The organism is Paenibacillus sp. sgz302148, from assembly GCF_056120465.1.
The window spans coordinates 173,529-199,330 of record NZ_JBVYOJ010000007.1; the positions used below are offsets into that span (position 1 = coordinate 173,529).

Annotated in this window: 30 protein-coding genes; 27 read left to right on the forward strand and 3 right to left on the reverse strand. The window is 52.0% G+C overall.

Annotation, left to right across the window (positions count from 1 at the left end):
* The first annotated feature begins 254 nt into the window (after positions 1 to 254).
* Positions 255 to 1,553, forward strand: coding sequence for a UDP-N-acetylglucosamine 1-carboxyvinyltransferase (gene murA, locus AC0LWM_RS12330; protein WP_474675240.1), 1,299 nt, complete (start codon positions 255 to 257; stop codon positions 1,551 to 1,553).
* Between the two features lie 106 nt (positions 1,554 to 1,659).
* Complete coding sequence (locus tag AC0LWM_RS12335; RefSeq protein ID WP_474675241.1) at positions 1,660 to 2,913, forward strand: aspartate kinase; 1,254 nt, start codon at positions 1,660 to 1,662, stop codon at positions 2,911 to 2,913.
* Between the two features lie 52 nt (positions 2,914 to 2,965).
* On the opposite strand, the gene AC0LWM_RS12340 is transcribed toward AC0LWM_RS12335, so the two are convergent.
* The 3 genes from AC0LWM_RS12340 to comA all read right to left on the reverse strand — a co-directional run bounded on the left by AC0LWM_RS12340 (position 2,966) and on the right by comA (position 5,067).
* A complete protein-coding gene (locus AC0LWM_RS12340) occupies positions 2,966 to 3,430 on the reverse strand; it encodes a DUF441 domain-containing protein (RefSeq protein WP_474675242.1) in 465 nt (154 codons plus the stop codon).
* Positions 3,431 to 3,520: 90 nt separating this feature from the next.
* A complete protein-coding gene (locus tag AC0LWM_RS12345) occupies positions 3,521 to 4,237 on the reverse strand; it encodes a 2-phosphosulfolactate phosphatase (protein ID WP_474675243.1) in 717 nt (238 codons plus the stop codon).
* 29 nt (positions 4,238 to 4,266) lie between these two features.
* Complete coding sequence (gene comA, locus AC0LWM_RS12350) at positions 4,267 to 5,067, reverse strand: phosphosulfolactate synthase (protein WP_474675244.1); 801 nt, start codon at positions 5,065 to 5,067, stop codon at positions 4,267 to 4,269.
* Positions 5,068 to 5,204: 137 nt separating this feature from the next.
* Between comA and AC0LWM_RS12355 the strand changes: the two genes are divergently transcribed.
* The 25 genes from AC0LWM_RS12355 (at position 5,205) to spoIVB (ending at position 25,792) form a co-directional block, all read left to right on the forward strand.
* Entirely contained in the window at positions 5,205 to 5,468 is a 264-nt protein-coding gene (locus AC0LWM_RS12355; protein ID WP_474675245.1) for a YqhV family protein, read from the forward strand.
* A 67-nt stretch (positions 5,469 to 5,535) separates the two neighbouring features.
* Positions 5,536 to 6,546: a stage III sporulation protein AA gene (gene spoIIIAA, locus AC0LWM_RS12360; protein WP_474675246.1), complete on the forward strand. Its 1,011-nt coding sequence runs from the start codon at positions 5,536 to 5,538 to the stop codon at positions 6,544 to 6,546.
* Complete coding sequence (gene spoIIIAB / locus AC0LWM_RS12365; RefSeq protein ID WP_474675247.1) at positions 6,539 to 7,057, forward strand: stage III sporulation protein SpoIIIAB; 519 nt, start codon at positions 6,539 to 6,541, stop codon at positions 7,055 to 7,057. The genes spoIIIAA and spoIIIAB overlap by 8 nt, the downstream gene beginning before the upstream one ends.
* A 16-nt stretch (positions 7,058 to 7,073) precedes the next feature.
* Positions 7,074 to 7,277, forward strand: a complete 204-nt coding sequence (gene spoIIIAC / locus AC0LWM_RS12370) for a stage III sporulation protein AC (RefSeq protein ID WP_474675248.1) — start codon at positions 7,074 to 7,076, stop codon at positions 7,275 to 7,277.
* Between the two features lie 15 nt (positions 7,278 to 7,292).
* Positions 7,293 to 7,682, forward strand: coding sequence for a stage III sporulation protein AD (gene spoIIIAD, locus AC0LWM_RS12375; RefSeq protein WP_474675249.1), 390 nt, complete (start codon positions 7,293 to 7,295; stop codon positions 7,680 to 7,682).
* A 24-nt stretch (positions 7,683 to 7,706) separates the two neighbouring features.
* Positions 7,707 to 8,906 carry a stage III sporulation protein AE gene (gene spoIIIAE / locus AC0LWM_RS12380; protein WP_474675250.1) on the forward strand — a complete coding sequence of 400 codons (1,200 nt, stop codon included), beginning with the start codon at positions 7,707 to 7,709 and terminating at the stop codon, positions 8,904 to 8,906.
* A gap of 31 nt (positions 8,907 to 8,937) precedes the next feature.
* The gene (gene spoIIIAF, locus AC0LWM_RS12385; RefSeq protein ID WP_474675251.1) at positions 8,938 to 9,678 is read left to right on the forward strand and encodes a stage III sporulation protein AF; all 741 of its coding nucleotides are present in this window, start codon (positions 8,938 to 8,940) and stop codon (positions 9,676 to 9,678) included.
* A 46-nt stretch (positions 9,679 to 9,724) separates the two neighbouring features.
* The gene (gene spoIIIAG / locus AC0LWM_RS12390; protein ID WP_474675252.1) at positions 9,725 to 10,357 is read left to right on the forward strand and encodes a stage III sporulation protein AG; all 633 of its coding nucleotides are present in this window, start codon (positions 9,725 to 9,727) and stop codon (positions 10,355 to 10,357) included.
* A gap of 39 nt (positions 10,358 to 10,396) precedes the next feature.
* Positions 10,397 to 11,167 (forward strand): SpoIIIAH-like family protein, encoded by a 771-nt coding sequence (locus tag AC0LWM_RS12395; RefSeq protein ID WP_474675253.1) that lies wholly within the window; start codon positions 10,397 to 10,399, stop codon positions 11,165 to 11,167.
* Between the two features lie 154 nt (positions 11,168 to 11,321).
* A complete protein-coding gene (gene accB / locus AC0LWM_RS12400; RefSeq protein ID WP_474675254.1) occupies positions 11,322 to 11,825 on the forward strand; it encodes an acetyl-CoA carboxylase biotin carboxyl carrier protein in 504 nt (167 codons plus the stop codon).
* 11 nt (positions 11,826 to 11,836) lie between these two features.
* Entirely contained in the window at positions 11,837 to 13,195 is a 1,359-nt protein-coding gene (gene accC, locus AC0LWM_RS12405) for an acetyl-CoA carboxylase biotin carboxylase subunit (RefSeq protein WP_474675255.1), read from the forward strand.
* Positions 13,196 to 13,285: 90 nt separating this feature from the next.
* The gene (locus AC0LWM_RS12410) at positions 13,286 to 13,702 is read left to right on the forward strand and encodes an Asp23/Gls24 family envelope stress response protein (RefSeq protein ID WP_474675256.1); all 417 of its coding nucleotides are present in this window, start codon (positions 13,286 to 13,288) and stop codon (positions 13,700 to 13,702) included.
* 82 nt (positions 13,703 to 13,784) lie between these two features.
* A complete protein-coding gene (amaP, locus tag AC0LWM_RS12415; protein WP_474675257.1) occupies positions 13,785 to 14,345 on the forward strand; it encodes an alkaline shock response membrane anchor protein AmaP in 561 nt (186 codons plus the stop codon).
* A gap of 15 nt (positions 14,346 to 14,360) precedes the next feature.
* Entirely contained in the window at positions 14,361 to 14,597 is a 237-nt protein-coding gene (locus tag AC0LWM_RS12420; RefSeq protein ID WP_474675258.1) for a DUF2273 domain-containing protein, read from the forward strand.
* 158 nt (positions 14,598 to 14,755) lie between these two features.
* Positions 14,756 to 15,211 (forward strand): transcription antitermination factor NusB, encoded by a 456-nt coding sequence (gene nusB / locus AC0LWM_RS12425; RefSeq protein WP_474675259.1) that lies wholly within the window; start codon positions 14,756 to 14,758, stop codon positions 15,209 to 15,211.
* Positions 15,212 to 15,241: 30 nt separating this feature from the next.
* Complete coding sequence (gene folD, locus AC0LWM_RS12430) at positions 15,242 to 16,093, forward strand: bifunctional methylenetetrahydrofolate dehydrogenase/methenyltetrahydrofolate cyclohydrolase FolD (protein ID WP_474675260.1); 852 nt, start codon at positions 15,242 to 15,244, stop codon at positions 16,091 to 16,093.
* Between the two features lie 25 nt (positions 16,094 to 16,118).
* Positions 16,119 to 17,492: an exodeoxyribonuclease VII large subunit gene (xseA, locus tag AC0LWM_RS12435; protein WP_474675409.1), complete on the forward strand. Its 1,374-nt coding sequence runs from the start codon at positions 16,119 to 16,121 to the stop codon at positions 17,490 to 17,492.
* Positions 17,473 to 17,709: an exodeoxyribonuclease VII small subunit gene (xseB, locus tag AC0LWM_RS12440; protein WP_474675261.1), complete on the forward strand. Its 237-nt coding sequence runs from the start codon at positions 17,473 to 17,475 to the stop codon at positions 17,707 to 17,709. The genes xseA and xseB overlap by 20 nt, the downstream gene beginning before the upstream one ends.
* Before the next feature lie 11 nt (positions 17,710 to 17,720).
* Positions 17,721 to 18,626: a polyprenyl synthetase family protein gene (locus tag AC0LWM_RS12445; protein WP_474675262.1), complete on the forward strand. Its 906-nt coding sequence runs from the start codon at positions 17,721 to 17,723 to the stop codon at positions 18,624 to 18,626.
* A gap of 219 nt (positions 18,627 to 18,845) precedes the next feature.
* Positions 18,846 to 20,732, forward strand: a complete 1,887-nt coding sequence (gene dxs / locus AC0LWM_RS12450; protein ID WP_474675263.1) for a 1-deoxy-D-xylulose-5-phosphate synthase — start codon at positions 18,846 to 18,848, stop codon at positions 20,730 to 20,732.
* 35 nt (positions 20,733 to 20,767) lie between these two features.
* Positions 20,768 to 21,619 (forward strand): TlyA family RNA methyltransferase, encoded by an 852-nt coding sequence (locus AC0LWM_RS12455; RefSeq protein WP_474675264.1) that lies wholly within the window; start codon positions 20,768 to 20,770, stop codon positions 21,617 to 21,619.
* A 70-nt stretch (positions 21,620 to 21,689) separates the two neighbouring features.
* Entirely contained in the window at positions 21,690 to 22,157 is a 468-nt protein-coding gene (locus AC0LWM_RS12460; protein ID WP_474675265.1) for a hypothetical protein, read from the forward strand.
* Positions 22,154 to 22,603 carry a transcriptional regulator AhrC/ArgR gene (gene ahrC, locus AC0LWM_RS12465; protein WP_474675266.1) on the forward strand — a complete coding sequence of 150 codons (450 nt, stop codon included), beginning with the start codon at positions 22,154 to 22,156 and terminating at the stop codon, positions 22,601 to 22,603. Before AC0LWM_RS12460 ends, ahrC begins: the two co-directional genes overlap by 4 nt.
* 18 nt (positions 22,604 to 22,621) lie before the next feature.
* Positions 22,622 to 24,349 (forward strand): DNA repair protein RecN, encoded by a 1,728-nt coding sequence (gene recN, locus AC0LWM_RS12470; protein ID WP_474675267.1) that lies wholly within the window; start codon positions 22,622 to 22,624, stop codon positions 24,347 to 24,349.
* Between the two features lie 126 nt (positions 24,350 to 24,475).
* On the forward strand, positions 24,476 to 25,792 hold the full coding sequence (gene spoIVB, locus AC0LWM_RS12475) for a SpoIVB peptidase (RefSeq protein WP_474675268.1): 1,317 nt from the start codon (positions 24,476 to 24,478) through the stop codon (positions 25,790 to 25,792).
* Positions 25,793 to 25,802: the final 10 nt, after the last annotated feature.

Genomic DNA, 25,802 nt, shown 5'->3' on the forward strand with positions numbered 1-25,802 from the left:
TGCTGTATGACTCCATTCGACATACTTAAATATTTGCCTACCGACTATTCCTAAAAAGTCGTTACGAATTCTTTAATAATGGCAAATAATCCGTCATAGCGGACATATCGAGTCTTTTTTTAATCGGGAGGCAAAATAAGGGCCGCGTCCGGCAGCATCATCGATACGATTGCGATTAAAACGATACATAAATTTTCGCTCGACCTCAGCTTTATTTATTGCCAAAGATGAACAAGTTGTAGGAGGATAACTTCATGAAATGGATCCAAGTTGAACAAACGCCCAAGCTGCAAGGCAGCATCGATATCCCGGGCTCTAAAAATAGCTCTCTCGCCTTGCTGGCAGCCGCATGTTTGGCGGATGAACCCGTAACGCTGCTGGGCATTCCGAATATATCCGACTTTCAAGTGATATGTGAAATGGGGCAAGAGATAGGCTTGTCGATTGCAAGAGATGCAGAAGGAGCCGTACATATCGACCCTAGCACGATCAAGCATGCGTACCTCGATCCCGTTAAATCGTCTGCATACCGTGCAGCTTATTATTTTGTCGGTGCTTTGCTGCCTTCTCATGGGAAAGTGGCGTTAGGCTACCCGGGCGGCGACGATTTTGTGAGTCGTCCGATGGAGCAGCATGTGAAGGCGCTGCAGATGATGGGCGCCAAATTTACTTTTCATGAGAAGTATTACGAGGTTGAAGCCAAGCGATTGACCGGCACTTCCATTTTCTTTGACATGATCACGATGGGCGCGACAATCAATAGCATGCTGGCCGCAGTCCGCGCCGAGGGCACGACGATTTTGCACAATGCGGCTAAAGACCCCGAGGTTACGGATACGGCGAACCTGCTCAACCAAATGGGAGCCAACATCCGAGGCGCGGGCACCGATACGATCCGAATCGAAGGAGTCTCCTCCTTGAGGGGGACGACCTATCGAGTCATTCCGGATCGATTGATAGCCGGTGCTTTTCTGATTGGAGCCGGCATGTTACCGGACAGCAGCATTACCGTTAATGATGTTGTGCCGGAGCATCTTGGTTCATGCATCGCCAAGCTGACGGAGATCGGCGTCCAGGTCGAGGAGGGTGACAACTCGATCACAGCCTACTCTACGGGCAGATTAAGAGCGACAAGAGTCAGAACCGGGATGTATCCGATTTTTGCGACCGACCTGCAGCAGCCGATGACCGCCCTGCTCACGCAAGCGGCCGGTAAAAGCATCGTCAGCGATAAAATATATCCGCATCGATTCAACCATGCCGTGCAATTGCAGCGGATGGGGGCGGATATCAAGCTTCGTCCGGGTGTCGCCTTCATTAACGGCGGCATGCCTCTGCATGGAGCTTTAGTTCATGCCTCGGACATTCGGGCGGGCATCTGTTTGATTCTCGCAGGCTTAGCGGCGGAAGGGGTGACCGCAATTACGGGAGTTCACCATTTCGAGCGCGGTTATGAAAATGTAGTCGAGGCGTTTGCTTCGCTCGGAGCGAATATCAAAGTCTGCGAATCTCGTAATTCGGCATCCGGGCTGCTTCTATCGGATGTTCAATAATTCAGAAAAATGACGCACTTCTTCTTAAAGGGGATATCCGTACATAGAGGCGTTGTGCTATAATGATTCAATGTATGTAAAAGTCATGGTTGGGAGTGAACAAGCTTTGTCTCTGATAGTGATGAAATTTGGCGGCAGCTCCGTGGGCGATACGGAACGGATGAAGCGTGTGGCGAAACGGATCGTGGAGCGCAAAGAAGCAGGCCATAAATGCGTGGTCGTTGTTTCGGCGATGGGTGACACAACGGACGATTTGATCGATCAGTCCAAGCAGCTAAACGATAATCCTCCGGCTCGCGAAATGGATATGCTGCTGACGACGGGTGAGCAAATATCGATCGCGTTATTGTCCATGGCGATTCACAGCCTTGGGCATCATGCGGTTTCTTATACGGGTTGGCAGGCAGGAATGATGACGGAAGCCGTACACGGCAAAGCCCGCATCACGGACATTAAGCCGGATCGTATCTTTACGTCGTTGGACGAAGGCAGTATCGTAATCGTTGCAGGCTTCCAAGGCATGACGGAGGACGGCCAGATCACTACGCTCGGACGGGGCGGTTCCGACACGACGGCGGTTGCGCTGGCGGCGGCGATTCGTGCCGACTTGTGCGAAATTTATACGGATGTTGACGGCATTTATTCGACGGATCCGCGGATCGTTAAGGTCGCGCGCAAGCTGGACGAAATATCGTATGACGAAATGCTAGAGTTGGCTAACCTAGGGGCGGCGGTATTGCATCCACGGGCGGTGGAATACGCGAAGCATTATCAGGTGCCGCTGGTAGTCAGATCGAGTTTTACTTATAATGATGGCACTCATGTGAAGGAGGAAGCGACTATGGAGCAAGGCGTTGTCGTGAGCGGGATCGCATATGATAAAAATGTAGCGCGGATCAGTATTTTGGGCGTTGCCGATGTTCCGGGGCAGCTCGCTAAAGTGTTCTCGGCGTTGGCTGCGGAAAAAATCAATGTAGATATCATTGTCCAAAGCGGAATCAGCGACGGGCAAACGGAATTTTCGTTTACCGTAGCTTTGAACGACGTTGAGAATGCGATGCGTGTCATTGAACGGATTCGCGGGGAAGTTTCGTACACCGAGGCGACGTTCGAGCAAGATTTGGTCAAAGTTTCGATCGTTGGCGCAGGGATGGTCAGCAATCCGGGCGTTGCGGCGAAAATGTTCGACATCATCTCGCAGCAGGGCATCAGCATCAAGATGGTGAGCACGTCCGAAATTAAAGTATCGTGCGTCATCGAGAGCTCGGCTTTGCATGACGTCATTCGCGCGCTGCATACCGGTTATGGCCTGGATACGGCAGAGCAAGCATTCGTAGGCGGTCCGTCGGAACGCCGCTAACGAAACAACCCCACAAAGTGGGGCCTTGCTTCGAAGCTGATTCAAAGCCGGATCAGCTGATCCGGCTCATAATGAAGTGAATGACTTTGAATAAGACGGCAGTGATGCCTGCGGCCATCAACGGACCTACCGGGATGCCCCGCAGGAACAAGATGCCGAATATGGAACCGATGACAAGACCCACAATCATTTGTGGGTCTATTTTTAATAATTCCAAACCTTTTCCGTTCATATAAGTTGCAATTGCCCCGCCGGCCAATGCGATGATCCCCGGCCAACTCGTCAGTGTTGCCGTAATGTCTTTCATCGTGATCCGTTCCGAAGCGAAAGGGACCAGAACGCCCATCGTCAGAAACAACAACCCAAGCTCCAGCCCGCGCCTTTCGATTGTCGGCAAGTATCTCTCCAGATGAACAAGCTTCACGACCAGCAAAATGCACGCGGCCGTCGTAATGATCGGGGATCTTCCGATCAGACCAACGACGATTAAGATGACTAGCACCAGTTCACCGTTCATTCCAAGCAACCTCCTGAGATATGTGCAACCGAATATGGCCGTCAGCTAGAATCAATGTTGTTTTTCTTCAAACGATGAACGGGTGCCGAATCAGCATGAATAAGGCTGCATCGTTTCGCCGCGAAGCACCGGTACCAGCGGTACGATGTTGCTTTGCGCGCAATAATGGACATCTTCCCGGAAACCTAGCTTGCAGAGGCGTTTGCCGTTCGTGCATTGCATGATCGCTTCCGGGATCATATGGCTTGCATGAAGATAAGTCAAATGCATTGCCGTGCCGAAATCATTCACGTGCAGCGTAGAATCGCTCAGCTTCGACAGCTCGTCTATGATCAAGCCGGCGCAAAGTCCATCTTCAAGCGAAAATTCATTTTGCGTGCCGGAGCATAACAGGACGATATCCCGCTTGAGTTTGAAGGCGGTTTGCGCGCATAACTCCGCGTTGATCATGGCACCGGCGAGCACATGAGCCGCTTTTTGCGCCTTCTGGATGGCGCGAGTTCCATTCGTTGTCGTCAGAATGATTTTTCTGCCGGACACATCATCCGTCCTGTACTCCAGCGGCGAGTTGCCGAAATCGAAACCGGCGATTTTTTTGCCGTATCGTTCCCCGCCGAGCAGATCTCCTTGTTCCATCATGCTTTTTGCCTGATGAACGGTTTCAACAGGCGCAATCCCCGAACTTCCGCGCGCGAGCGCCGTAATCATCGTACTCGTCGCACGAAGAACATCGATGACGATGGCCGTTTTGTTCACGAACAAATCCGACCTCGCCTCGTTGACGCTCGCGATGACTTCCACGAGCATGCCTATCGCCTCCCGATTCTTGTTGAAAGCTATTGTCCGAGCCCTATCAGCGTATCCGAACGAAGTCCTCTGCGCAGCGATTCGACGGACAGAATATCGTCGGGCGCAATATTGCCCAAATTGACGTTACATCCCAGCTTTTGCATGATGTACACTTGTTGCGATTTTTGCGGCGCCTCCCACATGAGCATTTGCTGGTTCGGAAGCGCATCGATGATCCTCTGAAAATCCTCTTCGCGGCACTTGCCGTTCTCATCGTAAATGCCGACGTCGACGCCGGACTCGCGTCCTTCGATCGTAACGAGCGACGCTCCGCAGAGAAGATCCTCTTCTACCGTCTGGACAAGCTCCTCGATATCGACAGTGGAGCCCGATAGTTTTTTGCCGTATTCCGCATACACTTGAAAGCCGAGTTCTACGCACCGCCGGATTAACTCGCTTCTTCGCGTTCTGCTTAATTCAATCGTCCCGTCGGACACTTCCACGCCTGTAAAACCAAGCACCTCAATCATGTCGAAGTATTCATTAACGACGTTGTGGCAAATAGCGGCTTCGAGAAACGTGCCGCCTGGCATAATTTCAACCTGGAACGCCCTTGCAAGAGCGATTTTTTTGCGCAGCACCTGCTGCGGGTAGAGAGCCGAAGTGCCGAAGCCGAGCTTGATCGTGTCGATATGCTCTCCGGCCGTCAGCAGCAAATCTTCGAAAGCGTGCAGCCCGATTCCTTTATCGATGACCATCGTTTTGCCGTATTGTCTCGGTTTGCGGATTCTTGCGCCTGTCGGGTCCGATAAGCGTGGATGCCAATCCAGACGTGCGGTGATGTCCATGTGAACTCTCCTTACTTCATTTCAATGTATGTTGCATGTGAGCAATATATGCAGCCCGGTCGGGTCAGGTGCCCATCATGCCTAAAATGAGACGAGCCTGCATAAATTGAAGAAAGAAGGACAAGGGAGGGAAATGAATGAATAAATTTGTGCTCAGCATGGCGGCACTCCGGATCATTTCGGGCTGCATTGAAATTACCGCGGCACTCGTCATGCTTAGGTTGAATGAGGTGGAGAAAGCGCTCGTCGTCAATTCGATGCTCGCTTTTGTCGGTCCGATCGTATTGCTCACGACAACGACGATCGGACTGATCGGCATTGCCGATAAACTGTCTCCTAGCAAGCTTATATGGATCGGTCTGGGCATCGCCTGTCTATTGATCGGTATTTTCAAAAAGTAAGGAAGCATATTTTGATAGGCCAAGCATACATATAGATGCAAAAGGACAACTTGGGAGGCGGCTTACGATGATAGGAACATGGCCGAATCTATTGCCGGAGCCGCTGCTTGCGATCATCGGCCGCATGCCGGAGCGAGTGCGGCAACGGCTCGAAGAAATCCGAATTCGCGAGAGTCGTCCGCTAGAGGTCGGATATGCCGGAAGATTCGCCTTCGTCACCGAACAAGGGACGCTGGACGATCAGCCGCAGCAAGCATACCGGCCGACACACGAAGACTGCATGAAGCTGCTAGACCTGATTGCCAACCATTCGCTTTACACCTTGGAGGAAGAATTGAAGCGCGGTTATGTGACCGTCCCGGGCGGGCATCGCGTTGGACTGGCCGGCAGAACCGTCATGGAGCATGGCAAAGTGAAGCTGCTTCGCGACATCAGCGGCTTCAACATCCGGATTGCAAGGGAAGTTACCGGAGCCGCGGAATCGGTCATTCCGCACTTGCTCGACATCCCGGGTCAGAGCATCCGGCATACGCTGATCATCTCGCCGCCGCAGCAAGGGAAAACAACGCTCATCCGGGATTTGGCCCGGGTCATCGGGTACGGCATTTGGCGCAGGCTCGATGTGCAGTGGAGCGGGATGAAAGTCGGCATCGTCGACGAACGGTCGGAAATCGCCGCATGCGTGCGGGGAGTTCCGCGTTTTGATGTCGGCCCGCGCACCGATGTGCTGGACGGCTGCCCGAAAGCGGAAGGCATGATGATGCTCATCCGCTCCATGTCGCCGCAGGTGCTGATCGTGGACGAAATCGGCCGCGAGGAAGATGCGGAGGCGATTCGGGAAGCGATGCACGCCGGGATCAGTGTCATCGCCACGGCACACGGCCGGGATGTCGAGGATGCAAGGCGGCGCCCGATCTTGTCACAGCTTATGGAGGATGGCGTGTTCTCCCGGTATGTCGTTCTTCGCAAAACTGTCGGACAAGGTGTCGTCAGCCGCGTGATGGATGCCGGAAGCTTGCATGATGAACGCCGTTCCTATAAGGAAACGATAAAATCGGCGGGAGGCGATTATGCTTAAACTGTTAGGTGCCATCCTCGTTGTGATCGCAGGTACGCTCATCGGCTTTTATCAAGCGGCCCGCTATGCCAACCGCCCAAGACAAATTCGCCAGCTTATCCAAGCGCTGCAGCGGCTGGAAACCGAAATCGGTTACGGCTTCACGCCGCTGCCTGACGCGCTGCTGCGCATAAGCCGGCAATTGGCCGAGCCTCTCGCATCGTTGTTCCGCAAAGCCGGTGAGCAGCTGGAAGGGGATTCCCGGTTAACCGCGCAGGAGAGCTGGCAGCAGGCCGTAGAAGAAATGTGGCCGAAAACGGCGATGAACGATACGGAACGGGATTCCGTCCGGCAGCTCGGATTTTCGCTTGGCATCAGCGACCGCGCCGATCAGAGCAAGCATTTGCGGCTGGCGATGAGCCAGTTGCAAGCCGAGGAGCAGGCTGCCCGCGACGAGCAGGGCCGCTATGAGAAGATGTGGAAAAGCTTGGGCGTATTAGCCGGTGCATTAATCGTCATTTTGATGTATTAAGAGAGGTGCCAATGGCATGAACATGGATGTTAGCGCGATTTTCCAAATAGCGGGCATCGGCATCATCATTGCGATGATTCATACCGTTCTGAAGCAAATGGGCAAAGAAGACATGTCGCATTGGGTAACGGTGATCGGATTTGTCGTCGTCCTGTTTATGGTCGTCAGGCTGCTCAATGATTTGTTTCAGGAAATCAAAACGATATTTTTGTTCCAGTAAAGCAGGTGAACCGCAATGGAAATCGTCCAAATCGTCGGACTGGCTCTGATCGCAACCGTGCTTATTCTCGTCGTCAAGGAGCAGAAGCCGATGTTCGCTTTCCTGCTTACCGTCTTCACGGGCGTGTTCATCTTTTTGTTCCTGATCGGCAAAATCGATTCGATAATCCGCGTGCTGGAAGATCTGGCGACGCGCTCCGGCATCAATATGATTTTTCTCAAAACGATATTGAAAATGATCGGCATCGCCTATATCGCCGAATTCGGAGCGCAAATTATGCGGGACGCCGGACAAGACAGCATCGCTTCCAAAATAGAGCTCGCCGGCAAAATACTGATCATGATGATGGCGGTTCCGATCATCGGCGCCATCATCGAAACGGTCATGAAGCTGCTGCCGGCTTAAATAGAAACAACAGGAGTGGGCGGGATGCCGTTAACTGAAAAGATGCGCCAAACCGTGTCGTGGAAAATATTCGCCGTCCTCCTCCTTTCGATGATCATCGGGTTTGCGGGCGAAGCGTTTGCCGCCGGTCCTGAAATGACTTCCGTTCAGGACCAGGTCAAGCAACTGCCCACGGATCAAATCGAAACGTACTGGAACAAGTTGACGAAAGAATACGGAGGGTTTTTCCCGGATAGCCGTACGCCGACTTTAATGGAGATGATACTGCCCGGCGGCGAAGGATTCAGCATCTCGACGATTTTCCAGGGACTTGCTCGTTATTTGTTCCACGAGATTTTATATAACGGCAAGCTACTTGTCTCGATCGTCATCCTAACCGTGTTCAGCGTCATTCTGGAGACGCTGCAAAGCGCCTTCGAGAAAAATGCGGTCAGCAAGGTCGCTTATGCGATTGCCTATATGGTGCTGATCATCATTGCGATCAACAGCTTCAGCGTAGCGATCGGATATGCCAAGTCGGCTATCGAAAGCATGATCCATTTCATGATGGCGATGGTTCCGCTGCTGCTGACCTTGCTCGCTTCCATGGGCAATGTGGCGACGGTTTCCGTGATGCACCCGCTTATCGTGTTCATGATCCATACCGTGGGCACGCTCATATATACGGTGGTGTTTCCGCTGTTGTTTTTTTCGGCGGTACTTTATATCGTCAGTTCGCTGACGGACAAGTATAAGGTGACACAATTGGCGAGCTTGTTAAGAACGATCAGCGTGGGGTTGCTTGGATTTGTTTTAACGGTATTTCTCGGCGTCATTTCCGTGCAGGGCGCAACAAGCTCCGTTACCGACGGCGTGACGATCCGAACTGCCAAATACATTACGGGCAATTTTGTCCCCGTCGTCGGCCGAATGTTCTCCGATGCGGCGGACACGGTGATTACGGCATCGCTGCTGGTCAAAAACGCAATCGGACTTGCCGGCGTCATCGTTATCATCTTCTTATGCGCTTTCCCGGCGCTCAAAATATTGACCTTGGCGCTCATTTACAATTTGGCTGCGGCGGTAATGCAGCCCCTCGGCGACAGTCCGATCGTCACTTGCCTGAAAACGATCGGCAAAAGCATGATCTACGTCTTTGCCGCGTTGGCTTCGGTGGGGCTGATGTTCTTCTTTGCGATTACAATCATGCTGACCGCCGGCAATTTGACCGTCATGCTGCGCTAGCAGCCAGGGCAAGCGGACAGGAGGAAGCGGCATGATCGAATGGCTCAGCGATTGGCTCAAGCAAATTATTCTCGTCATCCTGATTGCCGCTTTTGCGGATTTGCTCCTTCCGAACAATGCGCTGCAGCGGTATATCAAGCTGATTGTCAGCTTGTTCATCCTGATGACGATCTTGTCGCCGGTCGTACAGCTGCTGCGGGGAGATTGGAGCGGCAAGCTCTCGGCGGCCGTCCAGGAACAAATCGTCGCCGCTTCCGGACACAACGGTGAACGGGGGCAGCTGAACGAGATTTTGCAGGCTGGGGCTAGAATCAAAGCGGATACCGAAAGGAAATCCCGCGAGTGGGTCGAGTCCAAATTGGCCGATACGGCAAAATCGATGCTCGAGCAGCAAAACGGGTTAACCGTAAGACAAGTGCAGGTCAAAACCGCAATGGACGAGCAAGGTCAGCCGCAGATCGGAACCGTTTCGGTCGTGCTGGAACGCATAGCTCCGGAAATAAAGACCGATCGCAATCAAACGACGGTAGGCGGGGATGATGTGAACATCAAGCCGATGGACCCGATCAAGCCCGTCGAAGTGAACATTGAAGCGGGCTCAGGCAACAAGAAAACTTCAGCCCGGGACGGAGATGAGCAAGCGGCGGCAAGCATTGGGCAAGAAGAGCCGGGGCTGAATCAGGCGAGAGCCGAAGTCGTTCGAATTTTGCAGCAAGCATGGGGGATATCCGATCGGCAGGTACGCGTATCGTTCGCCGACCGGGCAGGATAATCGGAATGCGTTAATCGGAAATGGATGGAGAAAGGGGGGGCGCAACATGGCGAAATGGCTGCAGTCGCTCGAAAAATGGGTTGGCGGCGGTCCGGGCGGAACGAAGCGGGTGAACGCCATGCGCTGGCTGCTGCTCATCGGCGGAATTGGCCTGGCGATCATGATCTTGAATTCTTTTATACCGGTCAGCTCCGTAGATCCTCCGAAGAACGATAAGAATGCAGCTGCACCAACCGATGAAGCGACGTTCGGCCGTTCCGATCCGCAAAACCCGTTTCAGCTGTATGAGGAGAAGTACGAATCGAAGATCAAAGAAATATTGGAAAAAATCGTTGGCGTCAGCGCCGTCGATGTGCTAGTCACCATCGATTCGACGGAAGAGGTCGTCGTTGAGAAGAACAAGAAGGAAACGCAGCAAACGACCGACGAGTCGGACAAAAACGGCGCGCGCCGCCACGTTACCGATATAACCCGCAGCGGGGAAGTCGTCTTCTACGAAGTATCCGGAGACCAGACGCCAATCATCATTAAAAAAATCAAGCCGAAAATAAGGGGGGTTCTCATTGTTGCCAAAGGTGCTGAAAACTTAACGGTCAAAAAGTTGATCTTTGATGCGGTGGGCAAAGGGCTTAGTGTCGCGGCGAATCGGATATCGATCGTACCGCGCAAACAGCAATAAAACAATACCAAAATACAAAAATATGGGAGGAAATATCCAATGAATACGAAAAGACAAACGGTTTGGCTAGTATCGATGTTAAGTTTGATGGTCATTTTATCGGCTTACTACTTATTCACGGACGACGCTGCGAAAAATAATCATCAAATGGCGAACGGTACGGAAATGACAGAGGATAACACGACGACGGTCAACGAAGTCGTGAATGAGGGCGATACGACGACGGAATCGGCGGCAACGGGCGACAAATCGACGCAGGGTACGGCAACGGACGGCACTGCTACGGACAAAGCAGCAACGGACAAAGCAGCAACGGACAAAGCTGCAACGGATGGTGCTCAAACCGACAAGTCCGCAACGAAAAATTCCGGAGAACAAACGAAGGAAACGGCGTCGAAAGACGGTTCCAGCGACCAGGAGATTCTCGATAAAATCGAAAGCCAGCAAACTTCCGGGCAAGATTTCTTTACGGCTTACCAAATGAAGCGCGAGGAAATGTACGCACAGAAGGAGCAAGACCTGAACAACCTGATGGCCGACACGAGCCAAAGCGATGAGGTATTGGGCAAAGCATATGACGACCTCATGAAGCTGCAGGACAAAGAAAACAAACTGACGAATATCGAAGAAACCTTGATCAACGATTACAAATACGAAAATGCGGTTGTCTCCGAAGATTCGGACAACAAATTCAAAGTCGTGCTGAAAAGCCAGAAGCTCGAAAAAAGCCAAGCGGTATCGATCGTGGATCTGGTCAGCAAAAAACTCGAAGTGCCATCCTACCAAGTCGCCGTACAAATCATTCCTTAATCCGCCGGATGTCGAGTCCGCTGCCAGGGCATTCAGCCGTGGCGGCGGACTTACGCTTTCCTGCGGACAAAATAACTGTTTAGCAATAAGCGGCGATTGTGTTATAATACATAAAGTTGTTTGTTGCGGATACCAGTGAAGGAGTGAAATGACTTTGTTTAAGTTAAGCGAAATTAAAGAATTGATTAAATTGGTCGACCAAACATCCGTACAGGAATTGGAAATTGAAAATGAAGGTGCGCGTCTTTTTATACGCAAACCCGGCAAAACCGAGGTTGTTAATGTACATCCGGCAGCTCCGCAGCCGGTATATCAGCAATTCCCTGCCGTTCCATCGCCCGTTCCGTCGGCGCCGGTAATCCACGCTGCTGAAACAGCTGCCGTTCCGGCTAAAGCAGAGGCGGCCGATACGTCGAATTTACATAAAATCGTATCTCCGATGGTCGGCACGTTTTATGCTGCCCCATCGCCGGACGCTGCGCCTTACGTGAAAAGCGGCGACAAAGTTAACGAAAAAACGGTCGTATGCATCGTGGAAGCGATGAAGCTGATGAATCCGCTGGAAGCGGAAGTCAAAGGCGAGATCGTCGACATTCTGGTCGAGAACGGCCAACTCGTGGAGTTTGGACAACCGTTGTTTCTCGTTAAACCTGAGTAGTGAGGGATCCTATGAAATTTCATAAAATATTAATTGCCAACCGCGGCGAAATTGCCGTGCGCATTATCCGGGCTTGCCGCGAGCTTGGCATCTATTCGGTAGCCGTTTATTCGGAAGCGGATCGCGACGCGTTGCACGTGCGTCTCGCGGACGAAGCGTATTGCATCGGACCGACGCCGTCGAAGGACAGCTATTTGAATTTTACGAACATCATGAGCGTTGCTACCTTGACGGAATGCGACGCCGTTCATCCGGGCTACGGCTTCTTGGCCGAAAACGCCGACTTCGCCGATATTTGCGAATCGTGCAATATTTCGTTTATCGGTCCGTCCCCTGACGCAATTAACCGGATGGGCGACAAATCGATGGCGAAGCAAACGATGAAGGATGCCGACGTTCCGGTTATTCCGGGATCGGACGGGCTAATTGAAGAGCTCGACGATGCGGTACGGATTGCGCGGCAGATCGGTTACCCGGTCATCATTAAGGCAACGGCCGGCGGCGGCGGCCGCGGCATCCGGATTGCCGAAGACGAAGATTCGCTAATCACGCAAATTACGACCGCGCAGCAGGAAGCGCAGAAGGCGTTCGGCAATGCGGGCGTTTATTTAGAGAAATATTTGACGGGCATGAAGCACGTCGAAATTCAAATTATTGCCGACAAGCACGGCAACGTCGTTCACTTGGGCGAACGCGACTGCTCCGTACAGCGGAGACGCCAGAAACTCGTCGAAGAAGCGCCTTGCCCGGTGCTGACGCCGGACATTCGCAAGCGGATGGGCGATGCGGCCGTTCGCGCCGCGAAAGCCGTTAACTATTCCGGGGCGGGTACGCTCGAGTTTTTGCTCGGCCAAGACGGGCAGTTTTATTTCATGGAAATGAATACGCGGATACAAGTGGAACATCCGGTTACGGAGATGATTACGGGCGTCGATATTATCAAAGAAATGATATCGGTCGCGCAAGGCAATCCGCTTTCCTTTACACAGGATGACGTGAAGATCAACGGCTGGTCGATCGAATGCCGAATCAACGCGGAGGATCCGGAACGTAATTTTATGCCGTCTCCGGGTCAAATTCAGTTTTATTTGCCTCCGGGCGGGCTCGGCGTTCGCGTAGACAGCGCGGCATATCCGGGATATACGATATCGCCGCATTACGACTCCATGATCGCGAAGCTGATCGTGTGGGGTGCGACCCGCGAGGACGCTATCGCGCGGATGAAGCGGGCTTTGGCCGAGTTCGCGGTTGAAGGCGTGCATACGACGATTCCGTTCCATTTGAAATTGTTGTCTCACAACAAATTTATCCAAGGCGATTTTGACATCAAGTTCTTGGAAGAGCACGATGTAAACGATCCGAATTCTTGATCGGAAGCGTCTGCATCGTGAATAGCCAAGGTTTGTCATATTTCATGTGAAATGTTATAGTGGTTTATATCATATAGGAGGTGTGTTCCTATGAATACGATGGCTCCGGATTATGAAAGATCGGAAAGCACGGATTTCGGAAGTATCCAGATTGCGCCTGAGGTTATTGAGATTATCGCAGGACTCGCAACCATCGAGGTTGAAGGCGTAGCGGGAATGAGCGGTGGATTCGGCGGCGGCATCGCCGAGCTGCTGGGCCGCAAAAATTTGTCCAAAGGCGTGAAGGTCGAAGTCGGCCAACGCGAGGCGGCGGTTAACGTCTCCATCATCGTCGAATACGGACGCCGCATTCCTGAAGTATCCTCCGACATTCAACGGAATGTCAAACGTGCGATTGAATCGATGACGGGACTGCAAGTCGTTGAAGTCAACGTACATATTCACGACGTGCATTTTAAAGTAATAGAGAAAGTCGAAGAAGAAGAAGCGAGCCAGCGCGTTCGCTAGAAGTAACCCGCAACCCCCAGATGACGTCTGGGGGTTCGCTCCGATATTGTGAAATCGAAAGTCTTTCGGGGAGGATAAGCTTTTGGGTAAAATACTGGATCGACTGCTATTGTTCATCTATACGATTGCCGTAAGTATCGCCGCAGTTGTCGTCATAAGCGTGGCTGCCCGCTGGATCAACCCCGACATCTCGAGGCAGTTCCTCGGGGAAATGTACGGCGAATTGCCTTGGCTGCAAACGACCGCGATCGTAACTGCGGTAATCGTGCTTCTGATCGGCATCCGGCTGTTTATTCTTTCCGTCAGAACGTCACAAGGCCATGCACCTTCGATTGATCAACGTAACGAAATGGGAGACATCCGCATTTCGATCGAAACCGTAGAGAACTTGGCGCTGAAGGCGGCAACCCGAGTTCGCGGCATCAAAGATTTGAAAGCGCGTATCCGGATCAGCCAGTCCGGCCTCGAAATCGTCATTCGGACGATTGTGGACGGCGATACGCCGATTCCCGGCCTGAGCGAGGAAGTGCAAAAGTCGGTGAAGGAGCACGTCGAGGAAGTTACGGGCATTCCGGTCGCTTTCGTATCCGTTTTTGTAGCCAACGTCGTGCAAACGCAATCGTTTCGCAGTCGAGTGGAATAGAGGTGGTGCTCCCGTATGTGGAAGCAAGTGTGGGATAGTCACGGCGGGCGGCTGCTAGGCGTCGCTGCAGGCTTGTTTTTCGGACTGTTGTATCTGATTGTCGGATTCTGGGACATGCTCGTCGTTGCTTTTATCGTATTTATCGCTTATCTTATCGGTAAAAGCAAGGATTTACGGGATACGGAAGGTTCCATGTTCGCATGGAGACAATGGTACGAATGGTTGAACGACAGATGGAAAATGTTCCGATGATCGCATTCGCACAGGACTCCTCGCTTGATTTGCGCTGGAAGAATGTGCGAATATTTGTTCCTGTTTGAATTGGCTTATGATATAATAGGCACACGTTTTATTACTTGGGAAAAACAGCATACTATAACCATAGATCCGAGTGCCTCAGGAGGAAGTAGATGAAGAGAAGGTTAGCAAGGGAAATCACGGTACAGAGCCTGTACCAGATGGAAATGAACGAAGTGAATGCCGAGCAGGCCGTGGCGATGCTGATCGAAGAGGCACAGCACGATAACGAATCAAATGTGAAACTGGAGAATGCCGCGGAGCTGACGCGATTTGTGAAGGAGCTCGTGAGCGGCATTCTGGAGCGGAAGAGCGACATTGATGCGTTGCTCGGCGATTTTCTGAAAGGGTGGCAGGTCGACAGGCTCTCTCGCGTGGACAAGCAAATCCTGCGTTTGGCTGCTTTCGAGATGGTATTTCGGGACGACGTGCCTCCGAAGGTAGCGGTCAACGAGGCGATCGAGCTGGCCAAACATTTCGGCACGGACGAATCCGGCAAGTTCGTCAATGGCGTATTAGGCAAGATGATCAAGGAACTGGACCGGATCAAGAACGCAAGCCGTTCCTAACAAGTATCGATATCGAGGGGGAGAACGAAAATGAGCGCAAACATAATTAGCGGGAAAGCGGTGTCCGATTCGATCCGCGAATCGATCAAGCAGGAAGCTGCCGAGCTGACGGCTCAAGGCATTCGTCCGGGTTTGGCGGTAATTCTCGTAGGGGAAGATCCGGCGTCCAAAGTGTATGTCGGAAGCAAGGAAAAGGCATGCCAGCAGCTTGGCTTTCATTCGGAGGTATACCGCCTCGAGGAAGGGACGTCGCAAAGCGAACTGCTGAAGCTTATCGATCGATTGAATCGCGACGTACATATTCACGGCATCCTGGTGCAGCTGCCGCTGCCGAAGCATATCGACGAGAAAGCGGTGATCGACGCCATTGCGGTGGAGAAGGATGTCGACGGCTTCCACCCTGTCAGCGTAGGCAACTTGACGATCGGCGACGATTGCTTGCTGCCGTGTACGCCATCCGGCGTCATTGAGCTGATCAAACGTACGGGAATCGATATCGCAGGCAAACATGCCGTAGTCGTCGGCCGGAGCAACATTGTCGGCAAGCCTGTAGCGATGCTGCTTCTGAGGGAAAACGCAACCGTAACGATTTGCCACTCCAAAACAGAGAATATGAAAGACATTACGCGTCAAGCGGACATTCTGGTCGCTGCGGTCGGCCGCGCGAATATGATCGACGAAAGTTACGTGAAGCCGGGCGCCGTTGTCATTGATGTCGGAATCAATCGTCTTGCAGACGGCAAGCTCGCCGGCGACGTTGATTTTGACCGTGTGAAGGAAGTGGCTTCCCATATTACGCCGGTTCCAGGCGGTGTCGGTCCAATGACCATCACGATGCTGATGAACAACACGCTTGAAGCCGCACGCAAATCGAACCGATAAGAAAGGTTGACGAATTGTGAACCTTATTCCGGGCCAGCGCGTATTATCGATTAAGGAATTAACGAAATATATCAAAATCAAGCTCGAATCCGATCCGCAGGTACAGGATATTTGGGTTCGCGGCGAAATATCGAACTTCACCCGCCATTCCAGCGGCCATATGTATTTTACGCTGAAGGATAGCGACAGCCGAATCAAGAGCATCATGTTCGCTTCGCACAATCAGCGGCTTGCGTTTATGCCGAAGGAAGGGATGATGGTGCTCGCCCGCGGCAGCATCTCGATCTACGAGCGCGACGGGGCATACCAGTTTTACGTGACGCAAATGCAGCCGGACGGCATCGGAAGTTTGTTTCTGGCTTATGAGCAGCTCAAGAAGAAACTGGAAGACGAAGGCTTGTTCGCGGCCCATGTCAAGAAACCGATCCCGCGTTTCCCGCGGGCTGTAGGCGTCATTACTTCTCCTACAGGCGCCGCGGTGAGGGATATCGTAACGACATTGCAGCGCCGGCATCCGAACGTACCGGTATTGCTCTTTCCTGTACTTGTGCAAGGCACGCAAGCCGCTGCTTCCATAGCGAGAGCCATTGACGAGATGAACCGGCTGAACGAGGTCGACGTCCTGATCGTCGGGCGCGGCGGCGGATCGCTCGAGGAGCTGTGGGCGTTTAACGAAGAAATCGTAGCGCGGAGCATTTACAAATCGATCATTCCGATCATATCCGCGGTCGGTCACGAAACCGACTTTACGATTGCCGATTTTGTCGCCGATTTACGCGCGGCGACGCCGACGGCGGCGGCCGAGCTTGCCGTCGCTCATCACGCGGAGTTAAAGCAGGGGCTGAACCATTTGCAACAGCGGTTGAGCAAAGGGATGAAACTCCAGGTGCAAAGGTCGCAGGAGAAGCTAAACCGGCTCAAGCGTTCGCCGTATTTCTTGTATCCTAGGCGGTATTTGCTCGAGCATGCGGAACGGGTCGACCGATTGTCGGAGCGGCTGAAATTCAGGCTGACGCACCGCTTCAGCCGCGAACAGGATCGCTTGAAGCGCTTATCCGCTTCGCTTGCTGCATACAATCCTGCGGAGCAAGTGAATCAAGCGCGCAAGCGGACCGTCACCGCAAGACATCTGCTGCAGCAGGCGATGCAATCGGTCTATAAGGACCATCGCTACCGGCTTACGGCGGGCATTCGGCAACTGGACGCGCTTAGCCCGCTTAAGGTCATGCAGCGAGGCTACAGCCTAGTTTACGATGAACATCGCAAGAAGCTGGTCAAGTCGCTGGATGACGTGCAGCTTGGGGATTTGGTCAAAGTTAGACTCATCGATGGGGAACTGGATTGCCAGGTGTGGTCGATGAATGGGGAGGATACGGGGAATGGTCGAAGCAACGGTTAGTTTTGAAGAGGCGCTGTCCAAGCTGGAACAAATCGTCGAACGGCTCGAAAACGGCGACGTGCCGCTAGAGCAAGCGATCGAGCTGTTTCAGGAAGGCATGAAGCTGTCACAATTTTGCAGTCAGAAGCTGGAGCAAGTCGAACGCAAAATCGATATGCTGATTGAAGAGGACGGCCAATATACGAAAAAAGCATTTACACCCATGAATGAAGAATAAGGTGATTTTCGGTGAATGAAGCGTTATCGATTTCGGAATATTTAAAACTGCTTTCGTCGCGAGTGGAGACGGAGCTTGAGGCCTCGTTGCCGTCCGGGTGGGATGTTCCGGCAACGCTCCGTCAGTCCATGGATTATTCGCTGATGGCCGGCGGCAAACGGATGCGTCCGATCCTGGTCTTATCCGCCGCCGAAGCGCTCGGCGGATCGACGGAAGCCGCTATGCCTGTCGCGTGCGCGATCGAAATGGTTCATACATATTCTTTGATCCATGACGACTTGCCGGCCATGGACAACGACGATTATCGCCGCGGCAAGCTGACGAATCATAAGGTTTACGGCGAAGCGATGGCTATTTTGGCTGGAGACGCTCTGCTCACACACGCTTTTTATTCCGTCGTACAGTCCGCTCGCAAGCACCGCATTGCAGCAGATCAAGTACTTTCCATCGTGGAAGAACTTGCCGCATTGGCCGGTGCCAAAGGAATGGTAGGCGGTCAAGCGGCCGACATGCAAGGGGAGCAAGGAATAACGAGCTTAGAGCAGCTGGAATATATCCATGCGCACAAAACGAGCGATTTGATCGTTTTTTCGCTTAAGGCCGGCGGCAGGATCGCCGGAGCAACCGACGCGCAGCTTCAGGCATTGGAGCGTTTCGGTTATTGCATCGGAATGGCCTTTCAAATCCAAGACGATATATTGGATATCATCGGCGACGAAGCGAAGCTTGGCAAAAAAGTGAACAGCGATATGAAGCTGAACAAGGTAACCTACCCGTATTTTATCGGATTGGAAGCGAGTCAGCGCAAAGTAAGCGAATTGACGGAACAAGGCAAACAAGCGATCCTGCAGGCGAACTTTCCGTTCCCTTCGCGATTGCTGCAGATTGCCGATTATTTAATGAAACGGGATCACTGATTCGCAGCTCGTTTCATCATGCTAGCCTCGGGCAATGGATGGACATAATGGGCATATTTTTCTCGATGTGTTATAATAATAACGAAAAAGATGCCAAATTTACTCGAATGAATGAACAATCCATCATTTCATATAACGGAGTCATGGATACATTTGAGCGCGACGTACTTCGATCAGAATCTTTTCTACCCTTAGTGCTCGGAAAGCGAGGAAACACACGTGCTGCTTGAACAAATTGACCAGCCAGACGACCTGAAGCGGTTATCCGTTAAAGAACTCGAACAATTGGCGGGCGAAATCCGCCATTTCCTCATCGAGAACCTATCGGCTACCGGGGGACACCTCGCGCCCAACTTAGGTGTTGTCGAGCTAACGATTGCTTTGCATTATTTATTTAATAGTCCTGTCGACAAAATTATTTATGATGTCGGTCATCAATCGTACGTTCACAAAATTTTGACCGGCCGTAAACATTTATTCCATACATTGCGCAAGCATAACGGTTTATGCGGATTCGTGAAACGTTCGGAGAGCGAACATGACGTTTGGGAAGCCGGACATAGCAGCACTTCGCTGTCGGCGGCGATCGGCATGGCGATGGCGCGTGACCTGAAGGGCGAGACGAACAGAGTAATCGCATTGATCGGCGATGGGGCCATGACCGGAGGTATGGCTCTTGAGGCGTTGAATCATATCGGTCACGAGAAGAAGAACGTGATGGTGATTTTGAACGACAATGAAATGTCGATCGCTCCGAATGTCGGTGCGCTGCACAACTATTTATGCAAAATTCGCTCCGATAAACATTATATTAAAGCGAAGGACGAACTGAACTATTTACTCAAAAAAATTCCGGCGATCGGCGGCAAGCTGGCCAAAACCGCGGAGCGCGTCAAAGACAGCCTGAAATATATGCTTGTTTCCGGCGTATGGTTCGAGGAGCTTGGGCTAACGTATGTGGGCCCGGTAGACGGACATAACCTGCCGCTCTTGTTGGATGCACTTCGGCAAGCCGATAAGGTCCAAGGTCCGGTGCTTGTACATGTTGTCACCGTCAAAGGCAAAGGTTATTCTCCGGCGGAAGCCGATTCCTTCACATGGCACGGCGCATCGCCTTACAAGATCGAATCGGGACAAATGCTGAAGGCGGTCGGCAATCCGATGTATACGGACATTTTCGGCAAAACGTTAATCGAGCTTGCCGAACAAGACGAGCGTATCGTCGCCGTCACGCCGGCGATGCCGGGAGGATCGGGACTGCTGAAATTCGCGGAGCGATTCCCGAATCGGATGATCGATGTAGGCATCGCCGAACAGCATGCCGCTACGTTGTGCGGGGCGCTGGCGATCGAAGGCAGGAAACCGGTGTTCGCTGTTTATTCGACATTCCTGCAGCGCGCTTACGACCAAGTCGTACACGACATTTGCCGGCAAAATTTGAACGTGATCTTCGCGATCGACCGGGCCGGATTTGTCGGACCGGACGGCGAGACGCATCACGGCGTATTCGATATCGCTTTCCTGCGTCATATTCCGAACATCGTCATTATGATGCCGAAGGACGAGAACGAGCTTCGCAACATGATGAAAACCGCGGTCGATTACGATGACGGCCCGATTGCGATCCGTTATCCGAGAATTAATGCTGTGGGCGTTCCGATTCAGGAAACGTTGACGCCGATTCCGATCGGCAGTTGGGAAGTTGTCCGAGAAGGCGATTCCTCGGCGATTCTGGCGATCGGCCCGATGGTGCAGCTCGCTGAGGAAGCAGCCGAGCAGCTGAAGCGCGAAGGGCTGAACGTCCGCGTTATTAATGCACGTTTCATCAAACCGCTCGACGAGCATATGCTGCTGCAGCTTTCGAAGGAACAGCTCAATGTGATTTCGCTGGAAGAGGCGTCGACGATGGGCGGGTTAGGCAGTGCTATTTTGGAGTTTTATGCTCAGCATAACATTTTCCATATGCAAGTGAAGCCGATGGGCGTTCCGGATTATTTCGTCGAGCACGGCAGCATCAAAGAACAGCAGCAGGAAGTGGGCTTAACGGTTGAGAGGATTGTAGCCGAAGTCAAGAACATGCTTCCCCGCAAACGGCAGCGGGCATAAGGCCTCATTCGACAGAACAAGCAATAGGAGCAACGATGTCAGCAGATAAAGAACGTATCGATCTATTATTGGTGGAACAAGGTTTTTATGAGAGCAGGGAAAAAGCGAAGGCCGCGATTATGGCCGGACTCGTCTACGTCGGCAATGAGCGGGTGGAAAAAGCGGGAACGAAGATTGCCCGCGATTCCGCTTTGCATGTCAAAGGCGCGGTCCATCCTTACGTAAGCCGCGGCGGATTGAAGCTTGAGAAGGCGCTTCGTTATTTTTCGCTTAACATTCAAGACGCCGTGATGCTGGATATCGGCGCTTCCACCGGCGGGTTCACCGATTGCGCTTTGCGCAATGGAGCTTCATATGTTTATGCCATCGATGTCGGCTACAATCAGCTTGCCTGGCCGCTTCGCAACGATGCCAGGGTCAACGTGATGGAAAGAACGAACTTCCGTTTCGTCACGCCGGCTGATTTGCAAGGACCGGAGCCGAATTTTGCGACGATCGATGTTTCGTTTATTTCATTAAAAATCATTTTGCCGGCATTGTATCCTTTATTAAAACCGCTGAGCGGCGTTGTTGCGCTAATCAAGCCTCAATTCGAGGCAGGGCGGGAGAAGGTCGGCAAATCCGGAGTTGTTCGCGACTCCTCCGTGCATGTCGAGGTGCTTACGTCAGTACTTGCTTTTGCCAGAGACTTGGGCTTTAAGCTGGACGGTTTAACTTTTTCCCCGATTACCGGAGGCGAAGGGAACATCGAATTTTTGGCTTATTGGTCGGTTCCGGGCGATTCGACCGAAGCGGCTCGCACCGATGCGGAAGATACCGAGCTTCATGAAAAGATTCGTAATGTCGTCAAGGAAGCGGCAGCGACCTTCAACCGAAACTCATCCTGAGGATGAGTTTCTTTTGCTAGAAAAGAGGAAAAGCTAAATTATGCCTCGAATATGTACTCGAGGTGATCGCATGCAGTTCCCAGTCGATACGGCCGTCATGGCGCTCATCATTGTGATTGCAGTTGTGTGGATTTATGTTCGTTTTCACCGGTGGCTGTACGGTCCGATTAAGCTGAAAATTCCCGAAGAAGCCGGCAATTTGGCCGAGCTGGAGGGAAGTGACACGGTTGCTTTGCTTCAAGAAGCAGGGTACCAGGTTTTGGCCGGTAAGTATCGAGTTCCGATTCATATCCGGCTGGATGACGATCAAGAATTGGAAAGCCGATTGTTCATCGATTGCTTCGCGCGATCGGACAATGAATTGTATGTCGTCAAAATCGCCAAAGACCGCAAACCGATCGATTGGACCGGCAGCGGCATCAGGGAACGTCTACTCGCGTATCCGCTCCTGTTCGAAAATTGCTCGGGAGTGCTGTATGTAGATACGAAAGAACGCAAAGTAAATAAAATCAAGTTCGATATTGGGGGATATTCATGAAAGGTCGAAGGCATATCAAAATCCGTGAAATCGTAACGACGCAAGAAATCGAAACACAGGACGAGCTGATCGAAGCATTGGGTGCGTCGGGACTGGAAGTAACGCAAGCGACCATCTCGCGAGATATTCGGGAGCTGCACTTGATCAAAGTGCCGCTTGGGGACGGGCGTTACAAATATTCGCTCCCTACGGAACAGCGAGTGAATCCGCTTCAGAAGCTGAAACGTTCGTTAGTGGACAATTTTGTCCATATCGATTTCACCGAAAATTTGGTCGTTATGAAATGCTTGCCGGGAACGGCGAACGGGATTGGTGCATTGCTCGATTCGATTGAATGGCCGGAAGTGATGGGTACGATTTGCGGCGACGATACGATCCTTATTATTTGTCGGACGAAGCCGCAGAGCAAGCAAGTGATCGGACGCGTAATGGAAATGATTTCGTAGAGATAGGCGGTGCACAGCATGCTGGTTGAATTGTCGATTCGCAATCTAGCCGTCGTGGAATCGGTTCGCGTAACGTTTCATGACGGGTTTCATGTGTTGACCGGCGAGACGGGAGCCGGCAAATCGATTATTATCGATGCTTTAAGCTTGATTGTCGGCGGACGAGGATCGGCCGACATCATTCGTTATGGGTGCGAAAAAGCGGAAATCGAGGCTTTGTTCGATATTGAGCCGACCCATCCCGTATGGGAAACGCTTCAAAATCAAGGCATCGATGCATCGCCGGATGAGCATTTGGTTATTCGCCGCGAACTGACGCAGCACGGCAAAAGCACAAGCCGGATAAACGGCCAGTTGGTTAATTTGTCGATGCTCCGCGAAGCAGGTGAGCGGCTTGTAAACATACACGGCCAGCACGAGCATCAATCGCTGCTTAAGGTTGAACAGCATATGCATTGGCTTGACCTATACGGCGAGGCTTCGATCCGCCCTGTCAAATCGGACTATCAAGCAGCATATTCGGCCTATACGGCAACCTTGAAGGAGCTGGAGCAGCTGCAGGAATCGAGCCAGAAGACGCTGCAAATGATCGATTTGTATCGTTTTCAGGTGGAAGAAATATCAGCCGCGCGATTAAAAATCGGCGAAGACGAATGGTTAGCCGAAGAAAAGCGCAAACTATCCAATGCGGAGAAAATGATGCAGTCCGTATCCGATGCTTACCAATGGCTCTATGGCGGCAAAGGGATCGAGACCGTATCGAAGGCGATTCAGAAGCTAAGCGACATCTCGACTTATGACAAAACCGTGCTACATCCGCTAGTAGAGCAGCTGCAATCGGCTTATTATCAGCTCGAGGATGCTTCATTCCAATTGCGCGATTACCGGGAGCAAATTGAATTTAATCCGGATCGGCTGGAAGAGATCGAGCAGCGTTTGGATTTGATCAACTCGTTTCGCCGCAAATACGGGGACAATATTACTGAAATTTTAACATACTTGGATACGATTAATCGCGAGCTTGACGTCATGGAGCGTAAGGATGAAGTGATTGCCAAGCTGCAAAAGGACGCCGATGAGCGATATGTCGCGGTAGAAGCGTTGGCCCGGAAATTATCCGAAGCCCGGCATCAAGTCGCCCAGAAGCTGGCTAGGGAAATCGAACAGGAGCTGCGCAGCCTGCAGATGGAGCGCACGCAGTTCGAGGTCAGCATCACGCGCCAGGAAGATCCTCGAGGCTGGGAAGTGGATGGGACGCGGCTTCGATTTACGAAGCATGGCTTTGATGTCGTTGAATTTTTATTGTCGGCGAATCCGGGCGAGCCGGTTCGTTCCTTACATAAAATCGCCTCCGGCGGAGAGATGTCTCGAATTATGCTTGCAATGAAGGCGATATTCGCCAAAGTGGACCGAATTCCCGTGCTCGTGTTCGACGAAGTGGATACAGGGGTGAGCGGACGAGCCGCGCAATCGATCGCCGAGAAATTATCGCGCTTGTCCGCAACGTGCCAGGTGTTCTCCATTACGCATTTGCCGCAGGTCGCCTGCATGGCCGACCATCATTATGAAATACGCAAAGTCGTCGAGGCGGAGCGGACGGCAACGAAAGTGAAAGCGTTGGATGAACAGGGCAGAACCGTAGAACTCGCCCGAATGCTGGGCGGCGTGGAAGTGACGGAAACAACATTGCATCATGCCAAAGAAATGTTACAGCTGGCGGAAGACAAGAAAGCAAGCACAGTGTAAGGCATTGTCGGAAGCGATATGCAGTAATAAAACGTTTGGGCGGCGGTTAACTTATAGGTACGCAAATGGCGATCAACTTCGTCGAGCGATGGAAGCGAAGGAGCGTGATGATGTTTGTTCTCGGGCATGAGAAAAAAATGCTTCGGCCTTTTACTTGTCTTCATCGTTTGCTTGATTAGCGTATCGACCCCGTTTCAAAGCTACGCCGCATTTCCGACGGAACTCAGGTTGTTCTCCGGGCAAGGCAAGGAACTGCATCTGACGATGCCGGTTCACGCTCAACTGACGATCGATAATCCGGCCATTGTCAATGTCAATGGCCATGCTAAGGAATCGTTGCAGGTCGATTTGAAGAAGCCCATTTCCTTGCAGCCGCAGCATGAAGGCCAGACCGAAATGAAACTTAAGCTTTTTGGCAAAATTCCGTTAAAAACGGTGAAGGTCAGCGTCGTCCCCGATTTGAAGGTTATCCCGGGCGGACAGACGATTGGAGTCAAGCTTCGTTCCGCCGGCATTCTCGTGGTAGGCCATCATCTTGTGGCTAAATCCAAGGATCAAAAAATTTCCCCCGGCGAAGAAGCCAGCATCAAGCTTGGAGATTTGATTGTGCGCATTAACGGCAAATACGTCAACGATGTTTCCAAAGTAGCGCCTATTGTTGATGAAGCGGGTAAAGCACAGAAGCCGCTCGATCTGACGATCCTGCGGGGAGGGAAGGAAACAAAAGCCCAAATTACGCCGGTTTATGATGTTGAAGATCGTTCCTATCGTCTTGGCCTGTATATCCGCGATTCTGCGGCAGGGGTCGGCACATTGACGTTTTACGCACCGGATCAAGGGGTTTACGGAGCTCTAGGTCATATTATTACCGATATGGACACGCAATCGCCGATTGTCGTTGGCGAAGGCCAAATCGTACAGTCCAATGTCACATCGATCAATAAAAGCCATACGGGGGAACCCGGAGAAAAACGTGCACACTTCTTCAAAGAAAGCAAAGTTCTTGGCAATATCGAACGCAATACCCATTTCGGAATATTCGGCAAAATGAAGGATATGCCTGATCACAGCCGCTTCAAAGAAGCGATTCCGGTTGCTTTTGCCGAAGAAGTGCAGGAAGGTCGGGCACAAATATTGACCGTCGTCAACGGACAGCAGGTTGAGACATTCGATATCGAAATCGTCCATGTTTCCAGGCAGCAGCAGCCTGCGACCAAAGGGCTTGTCATCAAAATTACAGACCCCCGTTTAATCGACAAAACCGGAGGAATCGTTCAAGGCATGAGCGGCAGTCCGATCGTTCAGAACGGCAAACTGATTGGCGCAGTAACGCACGTATTCGTTAATGATCCGACTTCGGGATACGGCTGTTTTATAGAGTGGATGCTGCAGGATGCAGGCATTATGATGAAACCGACCGCACAAAGTCTTAGGGCGAGCTAATTCGCCTTAA